We start from the raw sequence: 19,509 nt of genomic DNA, 5'->3' as shown, positions 1-19,509 counted from the left end.
TTCCGGCGGCCCGGATCGGCACAATGGCCGGTATGAACCTCACCGTCGGCTTCGACCTCGACATGACCCTCATCGATTCGCGCCCGGGCATCAAGGCCGCGTATCTCGCCCTGTCGGCCGAGACGGGTACGTACATCGACGCCGACGAGGCGGTCACGCGCCTCGGTCCGCCGCTGGACCAGGAGCTCGCGTACTGGTTCCCGGAGGCCGAGATCCCGGCCATGGCGGACCGCTACCGGGAGATCTACCCCACGCACGCCATCGAGCCGACCCCGGCGATGCCCGGCGCCCGCGAGGCGATCGAGGCCGTCCAGGCGCTCGGCGGCCGCGCGATCGTCGTCACCGCCAAGCACGAGCCCAACGCCCGCCTGCACCTGGCGCACCTCGGCATCGAGCCCGACGCCGTCATCGGCTGGCTGTGGGCGGAGGCCAAGGCCGGTGCGCTGCGCGAGTACGGGGCGCAGGTCTACGTCGGCGACCACGTGGGCGACGTACGCGGGGCCCGTACGGCCGGCGCGCTGTCGGTGGCGGTGCCGACCGGTCCGTGCCCGGAGCCGGAACTGCGGGCGGCGGGCGCCGACGTGGTGCTCCCGGACCTGACCGCGCTGCCGGACTGGCTCACGCAGTACGTGGCCGGGCAGGCGGCCTAGGCCACCGGACCGGCCCGGGCGGGCTCAGGCCTGCGACTCCCGGGCCGCCCGGCGCTGCGCCGCGGCCGAGCGGAGCACGCCCGCCGCCGAGACGGCGAAGCCGACGCCCATCAGCATGCACACGGCCCACGCGTACGAGGGGAACGGGTCGATGTCCAGGAACAGCGGGGTCATCGTCACCAGCGTGGCCACGGCGCCCGCGATGAACACGATGCCGCCGGCCTTGACCAGTCCGTCGCCGGGCCGCGCTTCGTCGACGCGAGAAGTATCAGTCACCGCACCAGGGTAGTTCCCGCCGCGCCACGGGCCGGTCGCCTCCCTCCGGAGGGTCCGGCCCTCCCATGGACGAGTTCCGGGCAGAGGGCCTTCGGCCATGCTTGACGGGGTGGTTGTGAGGGGAGACTCTTCACAGCAATGGCAGGCAGTCACGGCCTTGGTACATGGATACCCTGACCTGCTGAGACATGTTGGTTCGGTTTCGGGTATGTGAGACGGGGTGCGTGCTTTGCCTACCGGCAAGGTCAAGTGGTTCAACAGCGAGAAGGGCTTCGGCTTCCTCTCCCGTGACGACGGCGGCGACGTCTTCGTCCACTCGTCGGTGCTTCCCAGCGGCGTCGAGTCCCTCAAGCCCGGTCAGCGCGTCGAGTTCGGTGTCGTCGCAGGCCAGCGAGGGGACCAGGCACTGTCGGTGACGGTGCTCGACCCGGCGCCGTCCGTCGCGGCCGCGCAGCGCCGCAAGCCCGACGACCTCGCCTCGATCGTGCAGGACCTGACGACCCTGCTGGAGAACATCACCCCGATGCTGGAGCGCGGCCGGTACCCCGACAAGGTGCACGGCGCGAAGATCGCCGGCCTGCTGCGCGCGGTGGCCGACCAGCTCGACGTCTGACGGTACGCCCGTCCGCACGGACCACGACGACGAAGCCCCGCCGCTCACTCCGAGCGGCGGGGCTCCGTCGTCAGGGGAAGTCCAGCGCCCCCGGCGCCAGGGCGGGCACCAGGCCCTCGGCCGCGGCCCGGGTCAGCAGCCCCCGCACCGCCGCGTATCCGGCGTCGCCGAGGTCCGCGGTGAACTCGTTGACGTAGAGCCCGATGTGCTGGTCGGCGACCGCCGGGTCCAGCTCCTGGGCGTGGGCGCGCACGTACGGGCGGGAGGCCTGCGGGTCCGCCCAGGCCATCCGTACCGACGTACGGGCCGCCTCGGCCAGCGCGTGCAGCCGCTCCGCGCCCAGCGCCCGCTTGGCGATGATCGCGCCGAGCGGGATCGGCAGACCCGTCGTGGATTCCCAGTGCTCGCCCATGTCGGCCAGGCAGTGCAGTCCGTAGTCCCGGTACGTGAACCGGGCCTCGTGGATGACCAGTCCGGCGTCCACCCGGCCGTCGCGGACCGCCGGCATGATCTCGTTGAACGGCAGCACGACCACCTTGCCGACGCCCTCGGGCAGCACGTCGGCCGCCCACAGCCGGAACAGCAGGTAGGCGGTGGACCGTTCGCTCGGCACGGCGACCGTCTTCCCGGCCAGCTCCAGGCCGGGCTCACGGGTGAGGACCAACGGGCCGCAGCCGCGCCCCAGCGCCCCGCCGCAGGGCAGCAGCGCGTACTCCTCCAGCACCCAGGGCAGCACGGCGTACGAGACCTTCAGCACGTCCAGCTCGCCGCGCTCGGCCATGCCGTTGGTGACGTCGATGTCGGCGAAGGTGACGTCCAGGGCGGGCGCGCCGGGGATGCGGCCGTGCGCCCAGGCGTCGAAGACGAAGGTGTCGTTCGGGCACGGCGAATAGGCGATGCCCAGCGGTTCACGGTCACCGGTGCTCATGGCGTTCTCCCCAGTTCGCGAGTACGGGTCCCAGTACGCGCAAGCCGTCGGCGAGGGCGGCGAGCGCGTCCCCGATCCGCCAGGCGGCACGGTCGCGCGGACCCACGGCATTGGACACGGCCCGGACCTCCAGCACCGGCAGCCCGTGCGCGGCCGCCGCCTCCGCGACCCCGAACCCCTCCATGGCCTCGGCGCCGGCCAGCGGATGCCGGGCGGCGAGCCCGGCGGCCCGGTCGGCGGTCCCGGTGACGGTGGAGACGGTCAGGACGGGCGCGAGCAGCGCGCCGGTCGCCTCGGCGGCGCGGGCGGCGAGTTCGGCGGGCGGCAGGTGCACGCTGCGCCCGAAGCCGAGGGCCTGTACGTCGAGGAAGCCCTCGGGGGTCTCGGCCCCCAGGTCGGCGGCGACGATCGCGTCGGCGACCACGAGGGAGCCCACGGGCGCGGCGGGGGCGAAACCGCCGCCGATGCCCGCGGAGACGACGAGCGAGTAGTCGGCGAGGGCCAGGGCGGTGGCGGTGCCGGCGGCGGCCGCCGCCGGTCCGACGCCCGCGACGACCACGTCGAAAGCGACGCCCGGAAGGTCCCGGCGGGTGATGAGGTACCCGCCGGGAAGGGTGCGCGGCTCAGGACCGGGAGTGTCCGGATGAGGGGTCAGACTGGCGACGACGGAGTCTGCCTCCGCCGCCACCGCGGTCACGACGAGCACGCGCACGGGTGCCGCCCGGTTACTTGAGCTTGAGGTTGAAGGACCAGACGGCGAGGGGCTTGCCGTCCTCGGCCACCTGGACGATGGCCAGCTTCTTCGAGCTGGGCGCCTCGCCCTGGCCGCCGGTCGCGAAGACGTCGGCGCCGGGGAAGCTGCGGTAGGTGTTGGAGGAGGGCTCGGTGATGGGCTGTCCGTCCAGGACCGCCTGCCACTTCTTGCCGTCCTCGACGACCTCCGGATCGACGCCGAGCCGCAGGGTGTCGCCGCGGGCGTACTCGATGGACTTGGCGGCCTTCAGGTTCGTGAGGCACTCCTGGACCTTGTCCGTGGAGAGCTCCGTGCCGTCGTGGCAGGCGGACTCTGCGGACACCGCCGAGGTGCCGACCGTGACGGTCGCCAGCGGTGTCGGCTTGTCGCCGCATGCGGAGAGGAGGAGGAGGCCGGCGGAAACGGCTCCGAGGGCCGCGACGCTGCGGCGGGCCCTACCCGAGAAAAGCGGTGCGGTCATGAGCCGAAGGCTATCGGGCGGTTGGGCTGCGCCGCTGCACGGGGTCCCCCGGCCGTGTCCCTTGCGGGGCTCGGCCTGTGCGGCGCCGTTGCACGGGGCTCAGCGGTGTCCCTGCGCCTCAATCGCCGGCGGGGCTGGGTTTGGCCTTGGCCCTGGCGGGGGCTTGGCGGGGTGTGGGTCGGTGCCGCTCCGGAGCGTCTCCTCGGCTCGCGCACTGAGCCCCGGCTACGCATGTCCGGCCCAGGTTGCGCGCTCGTCCTGCGGGGACCCTCCTGCGCGACCCCGCCCCACGCCCAGGCTTCGGAAGCGGAAGCCGTGGCGGAGGGGAGTGGGGACGCGCAGGGTTGTCCCCGCAGGACGAGCGCGCAACCTGGGCCGAGGACGTCAGATCGGGCTCAGTGCGCGAGCCGAGGAGACAACCCGGAGCGGCCCCGCGGACCGACCCCACCGACCAGGCCGCCTGCCCAGGCGAAGGCAGGGCCAAATCCAGCCCCGCCGGCGTTTGAGGCGCGGGGTCTGGGGCGGAGCCCCAGGGTTACGCCACGCGCGGGCGGGTCGTGCCCGGGTGATGGCGCGGGGCCGCGAGAAGGCCGCGGATGGCCATGGTCGTGCCCGCCGCAACCAGCGTCGCGGCGACGCACATGCCGAGGACGCCGTTCAGCGGCAGGGCGATGCCGATCGCGCCGCCCAGGACCCAGGCCACCTGGAGCACCGTCTCCGAACGGGCGAAGGCGGAGGTGCGCACGGACTCCGGGACGTCCCGCTGGATCATCGCGTCCAGCGAGAGCTTCGCCAGCGCCTGGCAGAAGCCCGCCGTGGCCGCCAGCACGGCCATGAACAGGCCGCTGAACAGGACCGCCGCCAGGACCGCGACGCCGAGGGTCACGGACAGCACCGCCGCGATGATGGCCTCCGGGGCCCGCGCCCGCAGCCACGCGCCCACCGCGGTGCCGCACGCGTTGCCGACGCCCGCCGAGACGGCCACGATGCCCAGCGACACCGCCGCGCTCTGCCCGGCCAGGGGGTGCTCGCGCAGCAGGAACGCCAGGAAGAAGATCAGGAACCCGGACAGGGCGCGCATCGAGGCGTTCGCCAGCAGACCGCACAGCACCGAGCGGCTGACCGTGCGCAGCCCCGGCCGTTTCGAGTGCGCCTCGTGGGTGGAGAGCCGGGCCCGGCGCTCGCCCTTGGCCTCGTCCACCTTGTGCGGCAGCGTGAAGGCGGCGAAGGTGCCGCAGAGGAAGACCACGCAGGCCCCGTACAGGGGCCACTGGGGGCCGATCGCGTGCAGGCCGGCCCCGACCGGCGCCGCGGCGCCCGTGGCGAGCAGACCGGCCAGCGTGACCCGGGAGTTCGCCTTGACGAGTGAGAAGTTCGGCGGCAGCAGGCGGGGCACCACCGCGCTGCGGACCACCCCGTACGCCTTGGACGCGACCAGCACGCCGAGCGCGGCCGGATACAGCTCCAGTCCGCCCGTCGCCACCGCGCCCGACATCATCACCGCCAGCAGCGCCCGGGTCAGCATGGCGGCCGCCATCGAGGCCCGCCGTCCGTGCGGCAGCCGGTCCAGCAGCGGCCCGATGACCGGGGCCAGCAGGGTGAAGGGGGCCATCGTGATCGCCAGGTACAGCGCGACCCGGCCGCGTGCCTCGTCCGTGGGGACGGAAAAGAAGACCGTCGAGGCCAGCGCCACGGTGATCATCATGTCGCCGGCGCCGTTGATGGCGTGCAGCTCGATCAGTTTGCCGAGGCCCGATTCACCGGCGCCGTGGGCGTGAGTGGCCCGCCGGATCCCGCGCGCCGTCCCGGTGATGGGCAGGTGCAGGGCACGCCCGAAGGCCCGGCCGGCCCGCCTGGCCGGTCCCGAGCCGTCACCGGACGACCGTGCGGGTGCCACCTGGCCATAGTGCCCCACGGGCCTCCCGCGGACCCCTCCCGGCGCGTCACGGCCCCCCGGTCGTGCACGGCCCGGTGCCCGCCCGGCGCTCGTTCGTTCCGCGAATCGGACCTTGCATGTGGGCCCGGGGCTTCGGAGGAGGTAGCGTGCGTAGCGCGCCACCGGCGGTTGCTCTCGGCCGCGCGCCTCTTCGCGATCCCGCAGAATGGATTGCAGGAAGGTGCGCCCGGGTCCGATCGGGTGCGGACGTCGACGCGGCCCTCTGGTCCGCTCCGCCCGCGCTACGTACGGACAGCACCGACGGGTCGTTGTGGACGACAGTACGGACGGCGCACACGTGAGACGGCGTAGGAGAGAACGAGACCAGTGAGTGCTGCGACGACGCGAAGCCGTACCCCGCGTACCCCCGACCGCCTGTGCGTCGAGGCGGTAGAACTCGCCCGTGCGGCGGCCGAGGAGGCCGCCTTCCCCGGCGTGGTGGGCGAGCACGCCTCCGTCGTGGCGGAGGGTGACCGGGTCGTCACCCACTACTTCGAGTGCAAGGAACCCGGCTACCGGGGCTGGCGCTGGGCCGTCACCGTGACCCGCGCCTCCCGCGCGAAGAACGTCACCCTCGACGAGACGGTGCTCCTGCCCGGCGACGACGCCCTGCTGGCGCCCGAGTGGGTGCCGTGGAGCGAGCGGCTGCGCCCCGGCGACATGGGCCCGGGCGACCTGCTGCCCACCGACGCCGAGGACCTGCGGCTGGAGCCGGGCTGGTCGGGCGAGGACACCCCGCCGCCGAACTCCGTGGTCTCCGCCGAGATGGCCGAACTGGTCGAGGCGGAGGACGCCGACGTCACCGACCGCACCGTGGTCCCGGTGCGCGGCTCCATCACCTCCGTCGCCGAGGAGCTCGGCATGCGGCGCGCCCGCGTGCTGTCGCGGTACGGGCTGCACACCGCGGCCGACCGCTGGGACGATTCCTTCGGCGCGAAGACCCCCATGGCGCAGGCGGCTCCCGCCTCGTGCGTGTCCTGCGGTTTCCTCGTCGCCATCGGCGGCTCGCTCGGCCAGGCCTTCGGTGTCTGCGCCAACGAGTTCAGCCCGGCGGACGGCCGGCTGGTGTCCCTGTCCTACGGCTGCGGCGGCCACTCCGAAGCCGCGGTCATGCCGGCGCCGCTGCGGCCCGCGCCGCCGGTGCTCGACTCCATGGCCTCGGACGAGTTCCCGCTGCGCCCGGCCCCGGACATGGGCTCGGTGCCGGTCACGGACCTGCCGCCGCCGGACCTCGGCCACTCCTAGGCCCTGTCTGCCGTAAACGACCGCGCCCGCCCGGGCAGGACCCGGGCGGGCGCGGTCGTACGGGTACGGGTGCGGGTCAGGCGGACACCGTGGAGGACTGCTCCGGCTTCGTCCCGTCCGCCGCCGGGACGGCTGCCGGCGTGCCGGGCTGCTGCGCCGGGACGGCCGGGTCGCGCCGCAGCTTCCGTACGAACCAGGGCGTCCAGTTCTTCAGCTTCATCGCGGGCGACTCGACCAGGTGCCAGGACAGGGCCGCCAGGGCCACCGTCCCGGCCAGCGCCAGCAGCAGGAAGACGGGCTTGCCGTACTTCGCGTAGCCCATCAGGGCCAGCGCCTGCTCGACGGTGAAGCCGTAGATGTAGATGCCGTACGAGTAGTCGCGCTTGCGCCCGACCTTCTGGAAGGGACGCGGCAGCCGCACCGCGAGCCACAGCAGCAGGTACGCGAAGGCGGGGTAGCCGAAGACGAAGACGCCGCCGAAGGCCAGCGTGCCGCCGAGGACCAGGGCGCAGAGCACGGCCAGGCCGTCGCTGATCGGCAGCCGGTCGCGGTACAGCTGGAAGCTGGCCCCGATCAGGAACACGAAGCACAGGTGGACGATGAAGTGCACCGACATGCTGCCCAGGAACGGCACTTGCACCGCGGCCGACATGTCACCGGGGATGCCGCGCAGGGAGGGGGCGGTGATCCAGTCGCGCAGGATCAGCAGGCCCAGGGCGCCGGCCAGCAGCGGGACGAACTTGCGGGCCCGGCGCAGGACTCCGCCGGCGGCCAGCACGCCGACCATGATGTAGCAGAAGATCTCGTACTTCAGCGACCACAGGGCGCCGTTGACGCTCTGGTCGAAGTTGGTCCCGCGGGCCTTTCCTTCGGCCACCACCCCGGATATGTCCCAGTGGGTGCTGATGGAGGTGTTCCACATGCCCTTGAGGTAGCTGAGGGGCCCCTCGGGGTGGTTCCAGTAGCCGTTCACCGAGCCGTGCAGCCAGTAGTAGAGCGCGGGGAGGATCAGCAGCGAGGAGATCAGCAGCGAGCCCCACAGGCCCGGCAGGATGCGCAGCGCGCGGTGCCAGGCGTAGCGGCCGGAGGTGGACCGGGCCCCACTGCCCGTGATCATGAAGCCGGACAGTACGAAGAAGCCGATCACGGCCATCTTCCCGACGTCGGTCTGCTGGCCGCTCCAGCGCCACAGCGGGTCCAGGGGACCCCAGCCGAGCGGCCACACGTGCGAGAGCACGACCGAGGAGGCGAGGACCAGTCTCAGCACGCCGAAGCTGTTGGCCCGCGAGGAGTACAGCTCGTCGAGGGTTCCGCGACGGCCGGGCAGGACAGGTGCTCTGCGTGACATAAGGAGGGGTCAGACTTCCTGAGAGGGGAGCGCCGGGTGGCCGGCTCGGCGTAGGGCCTGTATGCGCGGCCCGGAGGCCTCGCGGGATCCTACCGACGGACCGGGAGTCAGTCGCGGGCCGCGGCGGCGGCCGTCCACAGTTCGGCGACCGCGTCGCGCAGGCTGCGGACCGGCTTCCAGTCCAGCGCGCGCTCGGTGGCGCTGATGTCGAGCTGGTGCCACTCGGTCTCCGGGCCGCCGCCGTCCGGGGCGGGGACCTCGGTGATCCGCGTGGGGACCCCGCTCTCCTCGATCAGCAGCTCGACCAGCTCGCGGGCGGAGCTCGCCCGGCCGAGGCCGAGGTTGAGGACCGGCGGGCAGGGCCCGGCCGGGGCGAGGGCGGCGACCATGGCGTCGACCCCGTCCTGGAGGTGGAGGAACTCGCGCTGCGCCGTCAGCGGCATCAGCGACAGCTCGGCGACGGTGCCCGCGGCCCGCGCGTCGGCCAGCTTGCCGGCCATGACGCCGAGCAGGCTGTGGGAGGGCTGTCCGGCGCCGACGACGTTGCCCAGGCGCAGGACGACGGCGTCCAGGCCCTGGTCGCGGACGGCCTCGGCGATCAGCTCGGTGGCCTGGAGCTTCAGCTGCCCGTAGACCGTCGACGGCCGGGCGGGGGAGTCCTCGGTGTACGTCTCGCCGACCGGGAAGAGGCCGTACTCGTGCACGGTGCCGATCTGCACCAGCCGCGGCGGCTCCGCCATGGACCGCAGGGTCTCCAGCAGACGGCTGACCATGCCGAGGTTGGCGGGGACCATCTGCTCGTCCGTCAGGCCCCACATGCCGCCGGCCGCGTTGACCACCACGTCGATGCGGTGCTGCGTGAACAGCTCCGCCAGCGCGGCCGGCGCGTCGACGGTCAGGTCGAAGGCCGCGAACTCGCCGGGCAGCGCCTCGGCGGGCTGCTTGCGGGCAATGGCGAGCAGCCCGTGTCCGCGCTCGTCGAGCGTGGCGCACAGCCTGCGGCCGATGAACCCGGTGGCACCGAGGACGGCCACACGGGGCAGGGAGGGGCTGGTGACGGACATGGGCGTGGGCTCCCGGCGGTCGGAGGGGTGGGCGTACGGGGCCTGCGTCAGCGGTGGTCGTTGCCGGTGACGTGCCGCAGCAGGGTGCGGACACCCTCGCTCTGCTTGTTCTTCAGCGCGCCGGGCAGCATCGTCGCGGCGTGGATGCGGGAGGACAGGTGCAGCCGGGAGGCCTTGGCGGCCTTCGTCCAGCCCTGCGCGTCCAGCCGGTCCGCGACGTCCATGAAGAAGCGGTTGACCTCCTCGAACCGGCGGCCGGTGAAGGCCTGCTGGGAGGAGATGCTGACCGCGTGCCTGCGGTACTGGAAGCACAGGGCGTCGGAGATCAGCATCTGCTCGCCGGCCTGGACCAGGTCGATCTCCAGCGCCAGGTCCTGGGTGACCTCCAGGTTGTCCCGCAGGCCGGCCTTGCGGACCGCCTCGGTGCGCCAGCAGATGGACGGGAAGTACAGCCAGTTCCCGCGCAGCAGGCTGGTCGCGAGCCGCTCGCCGCCCATCAGCAGCTCACCCTTGACGCGGGGGGCGTAGATCCGCTTCTTGGACTGGTCGACGAGCCCCCCGGTGGGCTTGCCGTTGCCGTCGATCACCTGGACACCCGGCTGGATCATGCCGACGCCCGGGTGCCGGGTGAGGGCCGCCCGCACCGTCGCCACGTAGTCGGGCAGCATGATGTCGTCGGTGCCCATCATGACGAAGTGCTCTTCGCGGACCAGGCCCAGGCACTTGCGGTAGTTCCCGGTGACGCCGAGGTTCTGCTCGTTGCGCTGGTACGACACCCGCGGGTCGTCGAGCTCCGCGAACCAGCCCGGGACGTCCGGCTCCTTGCCGTCGTCCACCACCGTCAGCCGCCACTCGGGGTCGCTCTGGGCCAGGATGCTGCGCACGGCGGCCTGCATCAGGGCGACGTCGCCGTAGTACGGCAGCATGATGTCGAGAGTTGTCATGAGGGGCGCACCAGGGGATTCGGGAGGGACGGGACGGGGCTCAGCTGCCGTCGCGCAGCGACCGGCGGTGGCGCAGGCATTCGTCGTAGTCGGGCAGCAGACCGGACGCGATGGCCTCGGCGAGCGAGGGGGCGGCCGCGTCGCGGGCCGACAGCTGTGCGGCGGTGCCGGCCGGCCAGTCGATGCCCAGGTCGGGGTCGAGCGGGTGCACCGAGTGCTCGGCGGTCGGGTTGAAGGTCTCCGAGCACAGGTACGACAGCGTGGCGTCGTCGCTCAGCGCGCAGAAGCCGTGGCCCAGCCCCTCCGAGATGTACACCGCGCGGCGGTCCACGTCGTCGAGGCGGACGAACTCGTAGGCGCCGAAGGTGGGCGAGCCCACCCGCAGGTCGACGATGACGTCGAGGACGGCACCGCGCACACAGGTGACGTACTTGGCCTGGCCGGGCGGGACGTCGGCGAAGTGGATGCCGCGCACCACGTCCTTGGCCGACACCGACAGGTTGCCCTGCGCCAGGCGCAGCGGGTGCCCGACCGCCTCGGCGAGGTGGTCGAAGCGGTACCACTCCATGAACAGCCCGCGCGGGTCGCCGTGCTGGACCGGGGTGATCTCCCAGGCGCCCTCGATGGAGAGCTCGCGGAACTTCATCGGGCGTTCTCCTCGTCGAGCAGGTCCAGCAGGTACTGGCCGTAACCGCTCTTGAGGAGCGGCTCGGCGAGCTCGCGGAGCTGTTCGTCGTTCACGAAGCCGGACCGCCAGGCGGTCTCCTCGATGCAGCCGATCTTGAAGCCCTGGCGCTCCTCGATCACCCGCACGAACTCGGAGGCCTGGACCATGGAGACGAAGGTGCCGGTGTCCAGCCAGGCGGTGCCGCGGTCCAGGACCGTGACCTGGAGGTCGCCGGACTGGAGGTAGGCGTCGTTCACCGCGGTTATCTCCAGCTCGCCGCGAGCGGAGGGCTGGATGGTGCGGGCGATCTCCACCACACGGTTGTCGTAGAAGTACAGGCCGGGCACCGCGTAGCGGGACTTCGGCTTCTCCGGCTTCTCCTCGATGGAGATGACCTGGCCGTCCTCGTCGAACTGGACGACGCCGTACGCGGTCGGGTCGGCCACCGGGTAGGCGAAGACCATGCCGCCCTTGGGGTCGGTCCGCTGCGCGAGCCGGGTGCCGAGGCCGCTGCCGTGGAAGATGTTGTCGCCGAGGATCAGCGCGACCGGCTCGTCACCGATGAAGTCGGCGCCGAGCACGAAGGCCTGGGCGATGCCCTCCGGGCGCTCCTGCACGGCGTACTGGAGGTCCAGGCCGAGCTGGGAGCCGTCGCCGAGGAGCCGCTGGAACTGCTCCTGGTCCTGCGGCGTGGTGATGATCAGGATCTCGCGGATCCCCGCCATGACCAGCGTGGAGAGCGGGTAGTAGATCATGGGCTTGTCGAAGACGGGGAGGAGCTGCTTCGACACGGCTCGGGTCAAGGGCCAGAGGCGGGAGCCGGTGCCGCCCGCAAGGAGAATTCCACGCATGGGTGCCACCATACGTTGCGTCCCTTCGGGTGAGGTAACCCGCGAGGGCCGCCGACGGGCCGCCCAGTGAGCCGCCGGCCGGTCGCACAGTAAGCTGAACGCACTATGCGCATTCTCGTGACCGGTGGCGCCGGTTTCATCGGCTCGCAGTTCGTCCGTTCCCTCCTGTCGCAGGACCCCGCGGCCCAGATCACGGTCCTCGACAAGCTGACCTACTCCGGCGTCGAGGAGAACCTCGCCCCCGTCGCAGGTCACCCGGGGTACACCTTCGTCCGCGGTGACATCTGCGACGTCGACGCCGTCGACCAGGTGATGCCCGGCCACGACGCCGTCGTGCACTTCGCGGCCGAGTCCCACGTGGACCGCTCCATCGCGGGCGCCGGCCCCTTCGTGATGACCAACGTGGTCGGCACCCAGGTGCTGCTGGACGCCGCCCGCAAGCACGGCGTCGGCCGCTTCGTCCACGTCTCCACCGACGAGGTCTACGGCTCCATCAGCGAGGGCTCCTGGACCGAGGAGTGGCCGCTCGCGCCGAACTCCCCGTACTCCGCCTCCAAGGCGTCGTCCGACCTGCTGGCGCTGGCCTACCACCGCACGCACGGCATGGACGTCGTGGTGACGCGCTGCTCCAACAACTACGGGCCGTACCAGTTCCCCGAGAAGGTCATCCCGCTGTTCGTCTCCAACCTGATGGACGGCAAGCACGTCCCGCTCTACGGCGACGGCGGCAACGTCCGCGACTGGCTGCACGTCTCCGACCACTGCCGCGGCATCGACCTCGCCCTGCGCAAGGGCCGCGCCGGCGAGGTCTACAACATCGGCGGCGGCACCGAGCTCACCAACAAGGAGCTCACCGGCGTCCTGCTGGAGGCCGCCGGCGTCGGCTGGGACATGGTCGACCGGGTCCAGGACCGCAAGGGCCACGACCTGCGCTACTCCATCGACATCAGCAAGATCAGCGAAGAGCTCGGCTACGCGCCGCAGGTCACCTTCGAGGACGGCATCAAGGACACCATCGCCTGGTACCGCGAGAACCGCGCCTGGTGGGAGCCGCTCAAGGTGAAGGCCGCCCAGCAGTCGTGAACACGGCGGATGCCGCGGCGACCGTGAAGAGGTCGCCGCTGGCCAGACTGTCCGACACCCTGCCGCCGGGCACCCTGCTGGTGATCGGCGGCACGGTCGTGCTCGGCGCCGCCTCGTACGTCCACCTCATGGCGGCGGGCCACAGCCTCGACACCGAAGGCATGGCCTCGCTGTCCGTGCTGTGGACGATCCTCATGTCGGTGGGCATCGGCCTGTTCTTCCCCGTGGAACAGGAGCTCACCCGGATCGTCGCCGCCCACCGGGTCGGCGGCCACGGCGTCTCCGGCGTGCTGCGCCGTGTGACGGTCCTCACCGTCGCCATGTCGGCCCTGCTGCTGGCGGGCATGGCGATCGCGGCCCGCCCGCTCGCCGACACCTTCTTCTACGGCCGCGTCGACATGGTCGTGGCGCTGGGTGTGGCCTTCGTCGCCCTGGCCGCGAGCAACGTGACCCGCGGGGTGCTGGCCGGCCTCGGCCGCTTCGCGCCCTTCGGCTGGCAGCTGGGCATCGACGGCGTCCTGCGCATCGGCCTCGCCGTGGGCTTCGCCCTGGCGGGCGTCCGTTCCCCGCTGGCCTTCGCGCTGATCCTCGTCATCGCCCCGCTCGTCGCGGTCCTGGTCACCCTGCGCCCCGTACGGCAGGGGCTCGGGCCCGGCCCGGCCGACACCTGGACGGGGCTGCTCGGCGGCCTCGGCCCGCTGATCGCCTCGACGCTGCTCTCCCAGGTCGTCGTCAACGCCGCCGTCGTCAGCACCAAGCTGCTGGCCCCCGCCGAGGGTGCGCTCGTCGCCGGTCTGCTGAACGCCATCGTGCTGGCCCGCGTACCGCTCTTCGTCTTCGGCTCGCTCCAGGCCTCGCTGCTGTCCGGGCTGTCCGCGGCCGCCGCGGCCGGCGACCGGGCGGGCTTCTCCAAGCTCCTCGGCCGGACCTGCCTGGTGGTCACCGCGCTCGGCGTCGCCGGCGGCGTGCCCGCCACCCTGCTCGGCCCCTGGCTGATCCAGGTGCTGTTCAAGGCCGAGGACGGGCTGGGCCAGGCGGTGTTCTTCTGGATCTCCGCCGGCACCCTCTTCTACATGCTGGCCATGGTGCTCGGCCAGGCCCTGATGGTCCTGCGCAAGCACAGCCTCCAACTGCTCGGCTGGGCCGTGGCCACCCTGGTCCTGCTCGGCGTGACCCTGCTGCCCGGCGAGGTCGCCACCCGCGTGTCCCTCGCCTACACCCTCGCCGCACTCACGGCGGTCCTCGGCATGGCGGCGTCCCTGTGGCTGACCTTCCCCCGCGGACCCGCTGTCGCGGACTCTGCGGGCGAAGCCTCCCGGTCCACCCTGGTGGACTCGGCCTGAAGCCGATCCGGCGCCGTCCTGCGCGCCGTTGCCGGGGGCGCCGCCCCCGGACCCCCGCGCCTCAAACGCCGGCGGGGCTGGATTTGGCTGATGCCGCCCACAGGGCAAATCCAGCCCCGCCGGCGTTTTGACGGCGCGCCCAAACCCAGCCCCGCCGGCGTTTGAGGCGCGGGGTCCGGGGCGGAGCCCCGGCAGCGGACCGGCAGGCTAGTCCGCCCGGCGCCGCCGCAGGAGCCGCTTCGCCACGAAGCCCAGGCCAAGCGCGGCCGCCAGGACCAGCGCGCCCTTGGAGAAGCTGCCCGGCGCCTCCGGCGTCCCAGGCCCCCCCGGCGCGGGAGCCTCCGGCACGGAACCCGGCTTCGCCGGAGGGGCAGCCGAGGGGGCCGCGGCCGGCCCCGTCGGGACGGCCAGGACCCGGCTGGACGCCCCCTCCGCGCCGAACATCAGCGCCGAGCCGTCCGCCGCGTACGTCACCGACTCCGCCTGCCCCTGCCACGGCGCGTCCACCCGCTCGCCCCCGCCCTGCGGCCGCCCCTCCTTCCACGGGTACGTCTTCGCGAAGAAGTACCCGCGCAGCGCGAGCCGCCCGCCGTCCGGCGAGAACGCCCCGTCCGTCACCCACGGCAGGTCCGCGACCCGCCGGAACACGTTCGGCCCGCCCGTCGACAGCTCCGCCGGACCCTCGTACAGCCCGCCCTTGTCCTCGCTCTTGCTCGCGATGTACACCCGGCCCGTCACCGGATGCACCATCAGCGCCTCCGCGTTCCGCGCCCCGTCCGCGTACCGCACCGTGAACTGGCTGGCCTTGACGGTGACATCGCCCAGTTCCTTCGGCTCCTGGAACCGGTAGATCCACACGTGGTCCCAGCTCCCGTCCAGGTTGTCGCCGATGTCACCGACGTACAACTGCCCGTCCGGCCCCAGGGAGATCGCCTCGACGTCGCGCGGTTTGCCGATCCCCGTCAGCGTCACGCGGGCCACGGTCTTCCCCGTCGCCGAGTCCACCGCGTACACGTACGGGCCGTCGTCGCTGTCGTTGTGGGTCCAGTACACCCCCGGGTGGATCCGGCTGGCGGCCAGCCCGCTCGACTCCTTGATCCGGGGGTCGGAGATGGTGAACGACGCGGCCCCGGCGGCCTCCGCGGCGAGGGCCGCGCCCGGCGGCAGCGCGAGGACGGCGCTCGGCAGCAGGACGAGGACGGCAACAACGGCGGACGGCGACGGCAGCAGGCGCATCCGACCAGCTTGCCAGCCCGCCCCGGGTGTCCGGCATCACAGGGGCTCCCGCCCCGTGATCCGCGATGATGACCGGATGCGTTTCATGTTCGTCGGCGACTCCATGACCATCGGACGCGCCGGCGACTACACCTGGCGCTACCGGATGTGGCAGCACCTGAGCGCCGCCCCCGACGGCCCCCACGAGATAGTCGGCCCCCGCCGCGAGCTGTACGACACCGGCGCGGACGCGCCCGTCAGCCACGCGTACGCCGACCCGGGCTTCCCGGAGCACGCCCGCCGCCACCTGGCCGGCTGGGGCGAGGGCTGGCAGCACATGGCCCCCCTCGTCGGCCCCGCCGTACGCGCCACCGGCGCCGAGGTCCTGCTGGTCTCCCTCGGCCTGATCGACCTCGGCTTCTACACCCGCGCCGACCAGACCGCCGAGAACGCCCGCCGCTTCGTCGCCGAGGCGCGCGCCGCCCGCCCGGACATCCGGATGGTCTTCCTCCCGGTCATCCCGAACATCCGCGCCGAGGACGAGGAGCCCTTCGCGAGGGAGGTCGCACGGTTCAACGAGCTCCTGGCGAAGGCGGTCGCCGACCTGACCACGGCCGCCTCGCCGATCCTGCTGGCCGCGCGCCCGGACTCGTACGACATCCACCACGACACCTACGACGGCACCCACCCGAACGCCTCCGGCGAGCACCGGCTGGCGGGGGAGTTCGCGGCGGTGCTCCACCAGGCCTGGGGCATCGGCGGCCCCTACCGTCCGGAGCGGGCGCCGTAACACGCCCTTCACGACGGGGTCTTGCTTCGAGTGGACTCGAAGCAGTTGGCTTGGGCCCATGAAGTACACGCAGCTCGGACGCACGGGACTCAAGGTCAGCCGAGTCGTTCTCGGCACGATGAACTTCGGCCCCCAGACAGACGAACCCACCAGCCACGGCATCCTGGACGCCGCGCTCGTCTGACGGGAGAGCCGTCGCCCCCAACGGCAGGGGCGACGGCCGATGTACTACTGGATCACCAGGCGAAGGCTTCCGGGGACGGCCCCGGCCCGGGGAAGATCTCGTCCAGCCCGGCCAGCACCTCCTCGCTCAGCTCCAGCTCCAGCGCCCGCAGGGCACCGTCCAGCTGCTCCGCGGTACGCGGGCCGACGATGGGGCCCGTCACTCCCGGCCGGGTGAGCAGCCAGGCCAGTGCGGCCTCGCCGGGCTCCAGGCCGTGCTTGTCGAGCAGGTCCTCGTACGCCTGCACCTGCGCCCGTACCGTGCTGTTGGCCAGCGCGTCCGCGGACCGCCCCGAGGCGCGGCGGCCGCCCTCGACCTCCTTCCTGATGACCCCGCCGAGCAACCCGCCGTGCAGCGGGGACCAGGGGATGACCCCGAGGCCGTAGTCCTGGGCCGCCGGGATGACCTCCATCTCGGCCCGCCGCTCGGCGAGGTTGTAGAGGCACTGCTCGCTGACCAGCCCGACCGCGCCCCGCCGCGCGGCGGTCTCGTTCGCTTGGGCGATCTTGTAGCCGGGGAAGTTGGACGAGCCGGCGTAGAGGATCTTTCCTTGCTGGATGAGCACGTCGACGGCCTGCCAGATCTCCTCGAAGGGGGTCCGGCGGTCGATGTGGTGGAACTGGTACAGGTCGATGTGGTCGGTCTGGAGCCGCTTGAGGCTGGCCTCGACGGCCCGGCGGATGTTCAGCGCCGACAGCCGGTCCTCGTTGGGCCAAGTGTCGCCCTCGCGAGACATGGAGCCGTAGACCTTGGTGGCGAGGACGGTCTTCTCGCGCCGGCCACCGCCCCGGGCGAACCAGGTGCCGATGATCTCCTCGGTGCGGCCCTTGTTCTCACCCCACCCGTATACATTGGCCGTGTCTACGAAATTCAGACCCGCGTCGAGGGCGGCATCCAGGATTCCGTGGCTGGTCGGTTCGTCTGTCTGCGGACCGAAGTTCATCGTGCCGAGTACAAGTCGGCTGACCTTGAGTCCGGTGCGTCCGAGCTGCGTGTACTTCATGAGGCACAAGCCAACTGCTTCGAGTGCACTCCAGGCAAGAGCCACCCGCGTAGCCGCCCATTTATGCGACAACGCGCATAGTCGCGTCCGTACATGGACGGCCGCACACGCCACTCCGTACGGTCTTTGCTGTCCGGCCCCGACCGGGGCCGCGAACCAGGAGGTTCACATGGCTCGTGAGGAACTGACCCGACTCACCGGCAACGGGAACGGCGAGTGCGGACAAGGCGACTGCCCCAACGTGTACCGCACCGCCTCCGGCTCCTTGATCGTCCAGGGAGACTTGTCCGCTGCCAGGCGTCCACCGGTGCGCCCTTGCGCCTTGGCCGCGTCGAGACCTGCGCGCGTGCGCTCCTTGACCAGGCTGCGCGCGAACTCGGCCATGGCACCGACCACCTGAAGCATGAGACGGTCGGCCGTGCAGAGGCGAGACGGTCAGTTCTCGCTGTGCACCGCTGACAGGTCGCGGACGCGGCGCTGGAAGTCCATCGGGATCAGTACCTGCACTCGGTCCTTCGCCTCCTGCCACATGCCGTCGTGCCCCTCCGGGGAGATGGCTTGCACAGCGGTCATAGGCGGCAGCTTCTCGGCGTGGATGACCGCCTTGATTCCAGCGGCTCTGAGTTCCTTGCCCTTCTCGTGTTGGGTCGACAGCTTCGACCAGCGTTCCCGGTAGGTCTCGCCCGTCGGCATCTCTTCCCACGTGTCCGGGCGGGTGGGCTGAGCCAGGAGCTGTTCGCGTCGTGCGTCCAGCCGCTTGTACGTCTCCCGGTACTCCTGCTTGCCGAGCTCACTGGAGTAGAGACCGGCTTCGCGGTCCTCCCGAAGTTCGGCCAGAGATCGGTTGACCTCTTCGATGTCCCGCGTGAAGTCGACGCCAGGGCGGAAGACCTTCCGCACGATCTCGACGTTGCCAGCTGCGCGCAGGAAGACTTCCTCCACAGCCCCCTCGAGGACATGGGCCGCGATGCCCTTGCTGCCCGTGGGACACGGCTTGTGCGTGGTCCGCGAGGCACACCGGTAGTACGGCCAATTCCGCCCCGGGCCGAGGTACGCCGGTTCTCCGCAGGTACAGAAAGCGACCCTGAGCATCGGGGAGCCGCCCTTGCGGTTGCCGTTGCGCTTGCTGGTGTTCTCGTCCAGCTTCTTGTTTGCCAGTTCCCACTCCTCCTGAGTGATCAGAGGCTCCGCGCGCTGGAGAGGGTGGCCCTCCGCGTCACGGACGACGCGGGTTCGCTTCGTCTTCTGGCCGTCGATGACAACCTCCTCCGTCACCTCCATCTGGCCGAGAACGTTCAGGGAGCGCACCGCTTTTGCCGTGTTCGCGGCGGTCCATCGGCCGCCCTTCGGCGGCTTGCCATTCCTGATCAGCTGGGCATCGAGCGATACCGGGGTCTTGGTCGGGTCCTCGTTGAGCCACTGGGCGATGCTGTTCGCCGACTCGCCTTCGATAAGCCGGCGGATGATCTCGCGCAGCGTCCCGGCGGTGTCCGTTCCGTAGTCGTCCGGGACCAACCGCCAGCCGTCACCCGTGTCCTGCTTCTCCGCCCGGTAGCCATACGGAATCCGGCCCCCGCGCCAACGCCCCTCCTTCACCAGGTGGTTGTACGAGGACTTCGCCCGGGCCTTGATGGCTTCGAGCTCGCCTTCTGCGAAGGACGCGATCAGGCTGAACAGCAGCTTGCCCATCTGTGTGTTCAGGTTGATCCCGTCCTCGACGGTGGCGACCTCCTTGCCGTGCTTCTCGCACCACTCAAGGAGCGTGTGCACGTGGAGCACACGCCGCGAGAGGCGGTCGAGCTTCAGTGCGCAGATGATGTCGTACTCGTCGGCCCGGGACTCGTCCAGTGCGATCCGGTGCTCGATCGAGCTGACCTCCTTGCCGATGGTGGACGGCAGCCACTTGCTGAAGTCAGGGCGCTTCCACGGCTCGACACCGCCGGATACATCGATGTCCTCGACCCACCCGACGACGATGTGTCCTTCCTGGTCGGCCCATCGTTGAATCGATCGGCGCTGGCGCTCCGGCGATGTGGTCTCGTCCGAGATCTTTGACAGGCGGACCACGCCCAGGACTCTTGCCACCTTGTTCCCCCATCCCCTGTGGTGTTTGGGG

The 19,509-nt window shown here is 71.6% G+C and carries 19 protein-coding genes and 2 pseudogenes; 7 read left to right on the top strand and 14 right to left on the bottom strand.

The features are described 5' to 3' along the window. The first annotated feature begins 23 nt into the window (after window positions 1-23). On the top strand, window positions 24-650 hold the full coding sequence (locus OG447_RS05210) for an HAD family hydrolase (protein WP_266935158.1): 627 nt from the start codon (window positions 24-26) through the stop codon (window positions 648-650). Window positions 651-674: 24 nt separating this feature from the next. On the opposite strand, the gene OG447_RS05205 is transcribed toward OG447_RS05210, so the two are convergent. After that, the gene (locus tag OG447_RS05205; protein ID WP_266935156.1) at window positions 675-926 is read right to left on the bottom strand and encodes a hypothetical protein; all 252 of its coding nucleotides are present in this window, start codon (window positions 924-926) and stop codon (window positions 675-677) included. A 229-nt stretch (window positions 927-1,155) separates the two neighbouring features. On the opposite strand from OG447_RS05205, the gene OG447_RS32240 reads away from it, so the two are divergent. Next, complete coding sequence (locus OG447_RS32240) at window positions 1,156-1,539, top strand: cold-shock protein (RefSeq protein ID WP_323181820.1); 384 nt, start codon at window positions 1,156-1,158, stop codon at window positions 1,537-1,539. A gap of 70 nt (window positions 1,540-1,609) precedes the next feature. Here the strand turns inward: OG447_RS32240 and OG447_RS05195 are convergent, their stop codons facing one another. The 4 genes from OG447_RS05195 to OG447_RS05180 all read right to left on the bottom strand — a co-directional run bounded on the left by OG447_RS05195 (window position 1,610) and on the right by OG447_RS05180 (window position 5,578). Beyond that, window positions 1,610-2,467, bottom strand: coding sequence for a 1,4-dihydroxy-6-naphthoate synthase (locus tag OG447_RS05195; RefSeq protein ID WP_266935154.1), 858 nt, complete (start codon window positions 2,465-2,467; stop codon window positions 1,610-1,612). Beyond that, window positions 2,454-3,179, bottom strand: coding sequence for a futalosine hydrolase (locus tag OG447_RS05190; RefSeq protein ID WP_266935152.1), 726 nt, complete (start codon window positions 3,177-3,179; stop codon window positions 2,454-2,456). The genes OG447_RS05195 and OG447_RS05190 overlap by 14 nt, the downstream gene beginning before the upstream one ends. 13 nt (window positions 3,180-3,192) lie before the next feature. Next, window positions 3,193-3,681 carry a DUF2771 domain-containing protein gene (locus OG447_RS05185; RefSeq protein ID WP_266935151.1) on the bottom strand — a complete coding sequence of 163 codons (489 nt, stop codon included), beginning with the start codon at window positions 3,679-3,681 and terminating at the stop codon, window positions 3,193-3,195. A 535-nt stretch (window positions 3,682-4,216) separates the two neighbouring features. Next, window positions 4,217-5,578 carry an MFS transporter gene (locus OG447_RS05180; RefSeq protein ID WP_266935149.1) on the bottom strand — a complete coding sequence of 454 codons (1,362 nt, stop codon included), beginning with the start codon at window positions 5,576-5,578 and terminating at the stop codon, window positions 4,217-4,219. A 366-nt stretch (window positions 5,579-5,944) separates the two neighbouring features. On the opposite strand from OG447_RS05180, the gene OG447_RS05175 reads away from it, so the two are divergent. Further along, window positions 5,945-6,862 (top strand): DUF3027 domain-containing protein, encoded by a 918-nt coding sequence (locus tag OG447_RS05175; protein ID WP_266935147.1) that lies wholly within the window; start codon window positions 5,945-5,947, stop codon window positions 6,860-6,862. Window positions 6,863-6,938: 76 nt separating this feature from the next. On the opposite strand, the gene OG447_RS05170 is transcribed toward OG447_RS05175, so the two are convergent. From OG447_RS05170 to rfbA, 5 genes are all read right to left on the bottom strand, one after another. Next, entirely contained in the window at window positions 6,939-8,210 is a 1,272-nt protein-coding gene (locus OG447_RS05170; protein WP_266935146.1) for an acyltransferase, read from the bottom strand. A gap of 107 nt (window positions 8,211-8,317) precedes the next feature. Then, window positions 8,318-9,274, bottom strand: a complete 957-nt coding sequence (locus OG447_RS05165) for an NAD(P)-dependent oxidoreductase (RefSeq protein WP_266935144.1) — start codon at window positions 9,272-9,274, stop codon at window positions 8,318-8,320. Between the two features lie 47 nt (window positions 9,275-9,321). Then, window positions 9,322-10,218 (bottom strand): glycosyltransferase family 2 protein, encoded by an 897-nt coding sequence (locus OG447_RS05160; protein WP_266935142.1) that lies wholly within the window; start codon window positions 10,216-10,218, stop codon window positions 9,322-9,324. Window positions 10,219-10,258: 40 nt separating this feature from the next. Then, window positions 10,259-10,864, bottom strand: a complete 606-nt coding sequence (locus OG447_RS05155) for a dTDP-4-dehydrorhamnose 3,5-epimerase family protein (RefSeq protein WP_266935140.1) — start codon at window positions 10,862-10,864, stop codon at window positions 10,259-10,261. Further along, complete coding sequence (gene rfbA / locus OG447_RS05150; RefSeq protein WP_266935138.1) at window positions 10,861-11,736, bottom strand: glucose-1-phosphate thymidylyltransferase RfbA; 876 nt, start codon at window positions 11,734-11,736, stop codon at window positions 10,861-10,863. Before rfbA ends, OG447_RS05155 begins: the two co-directional genes overlap by 4 nt. Window positions 11,737-11,841: 105 nt before the next feature. Here rfbA and rfbB point away from each other — a divergent pair, with 105 nt between their 5' ends. Both rfbB and OG447_RS05140 read left to right on the top strand, forming a co-directional pair. Then, entirely contained in the window at window positions 11,842-12,819 is a 978-nt protein-coding gene (gene rfbB, locus OG447_RS05145; RefSeq protein ID WP_266935137.1) for a dTDP-glucose 4,6-dehydratase, read from the top strand. Next, window positions 12,816-14,162: a lipopolysaccharide biosynthesis protein gene (locus tag OG447_RS05140; RefSeq protein ID WP_266935135.1), complete on the top strand. Its 1,347-nt coding sequence runs from the start codon at window positions 12,816-12,818 to the stop codon at window positions 14,160-14,162. Before rfbB ends, OG447_RS05140 begins: the two co-directional genes overlap by 4 nt. Window positions 14,163-14,369: 207 nt before the next feature. Here the strand turns inward: OG447_RS05140 and OG447_RS05135 are convergent, their stop codons facing one another. Then, on the bottom strand, window positions 14,370-15,398 hold the full coding sequence (locus OG447_RS05135; protein ID WP_266935134.1) for a WD40 repeat domain-containing protein: 1,029 nt from the start codon (window positions 15,396-15,398) through the stop codon (window positions 14,370-14,372). Window positions 15,399-15,474: 76 nt separating this feature from the next. Here OG447_RS05135 and OG447_RS05130 point away from each other — a divergent pair, with 76 nt between their 5' ends. Beyond that, window positions 15,475-16,167, top strand: a complete 693-nt coding sequence (locus OG447_RS05130; RefSeq protein WP_266935132.1) for a GDSL-type esterase/lipase family protein — start codon at window positions 15,475-15,477, stop codon at window positions 16,165-16,167. A 58-nt stretch (window positions 16,168-16,225) separates the two neighbouring features. Further along, window positions 16,226-16,345 (top strand): annotated as a pseudogene (locus OG447_RS05125) (aldo/keto reductase); the annotation flags it as partial. Window positions 16,346-16,403: 58 nt separating this feature from the next. Here OG447_RS05125 and OG447_RS05120 read toward each other — a convergent pair. From OG447_RS05120 to OG447_RS05110, 3 genes and pseudogenes are all read right to left on the bottom strand, one after another. Beyond that, window positions 16,404-17,393, bottom strand: coding sequence for an aldo/keto reductase (locus OG447_RS05120; RefSeq protein ID WP_266935130.1), 990 nt, complete (start codon window positions 17,391-17,393; stop codon window positions 16,404-16,406). A gap of 297 nt (window positions 17,394-17,690) precedes the next feature. Further along, window positions 17,691-17,789: pseudogene (locus OG447_RS32345) on the bottom strand (recombinase family protein); the annotation flags it as partial. Between the two features lie 39 nt (window positions 17,790-17,828). Beyond that, entirely contained in the window at window positions 17,829-19,460 is a 1,632-nt protein-coding gene (locus OG447_RS05110; protein ID WP_266935128.1) for a recombinase family protein, read from the bottom strand. Window positions 19,461-19,509: the final 49 nt, after the last annotated feature.

It is taken from the genome of Streptomyces sp. NBC_01408 (assembly GCF_026340255.1).
In the GTDB taxonomy this organism is placed as follows: Bacteria; Actinomycetota; Actinomycetes; order Streptomycetales; family Streptomycetaceae; genus Streptomyces.
This window is presented reverse-complemented; position numbering and strand designations above follow the sequence as displayed.

Coding starts and splice junctions, on each gene's coding strand:
- OG447_RS05155 (WP_266935140.1), bottom strand. CDS start 10,864: ATGAAGTTCCGCGAGCTCTCCATCGAGGGCGCCTGGGAGATCACCCCG.
- OG447_RS05130 (WP_266935132.1), top strand. CDS start 15,475: ATGCGTTTCATGTTCGTCGGCGACTCCATGACCATCGGACGCGCCGGC.
- OG447_RS05210 (WP_266935158.1), top strand. CDS start 24: ATGGCCGGTATGAACCTCACCGTCGGCTTCGACCTCGACATGACCCTC.
- OG447_RS05120 (WP_266935130.1), bottom strand. CDS start 17,393: ATGAAGTACACGCAGCTCGGACGCACCGGACTCAAGGTCAGCCGACTT.
- OG447_RS05195 (WP_266935154.1), bottom strand. CDS start 2,467: ATGAGCACCGGTGACCGTGAACCGCTGGGCATCGCCTATTCGCCGTGC.
- OG447_RS05185 (WP_266935151.1), bottom strand. CDS start 3,681: ATGACCGCACCGCTTTTCTCGGGTAGGGCCCGCCGCAGCGTCGCGGCC.
- OG447_RS05170 (WP_266935146.1), bottom strand. CDS start 8,210: ATGTCACGCAGAGCACCTGTCCTGCCCGGCCGTCGCGGAACCCTCGAC.
- OG447_RS05135 (WP_266935134.1), bottom strand. CDS start 15,398: ATGCGCCTGCTGCCGTCGCCGTCCGCCGTTGTTGCCGTCCTCGTCCTG.
- rfbA (WP_266935138.1), bottom strand. CDS start 11,736: ATGCGTGGAATTCTCCTTGCGGGCGGCACCGGCTCCCGCCTCTGGCCC.
- OG447_RS05165 (WP_266935144.1), bottom strand. CDS start 9,274: ATGTCCGTCACCAGCCCCTCCCTGCCCCGTGTGGCCGTCCTCGGTGCC.
- rfbB (WP_266935137.1), top strand. CDS start 11,842: ATGCGCATTCTCGTGACCGGTGGCGCCGGTTTCATCGGCTCGCAGTTC.
- OG447_RS05160 (WP_266935142.1), bottom strand. CDS start 10,218: ATGACAACTCTCGACATCATGCTGCCGTACTACGGCGACGTCGCCCTG.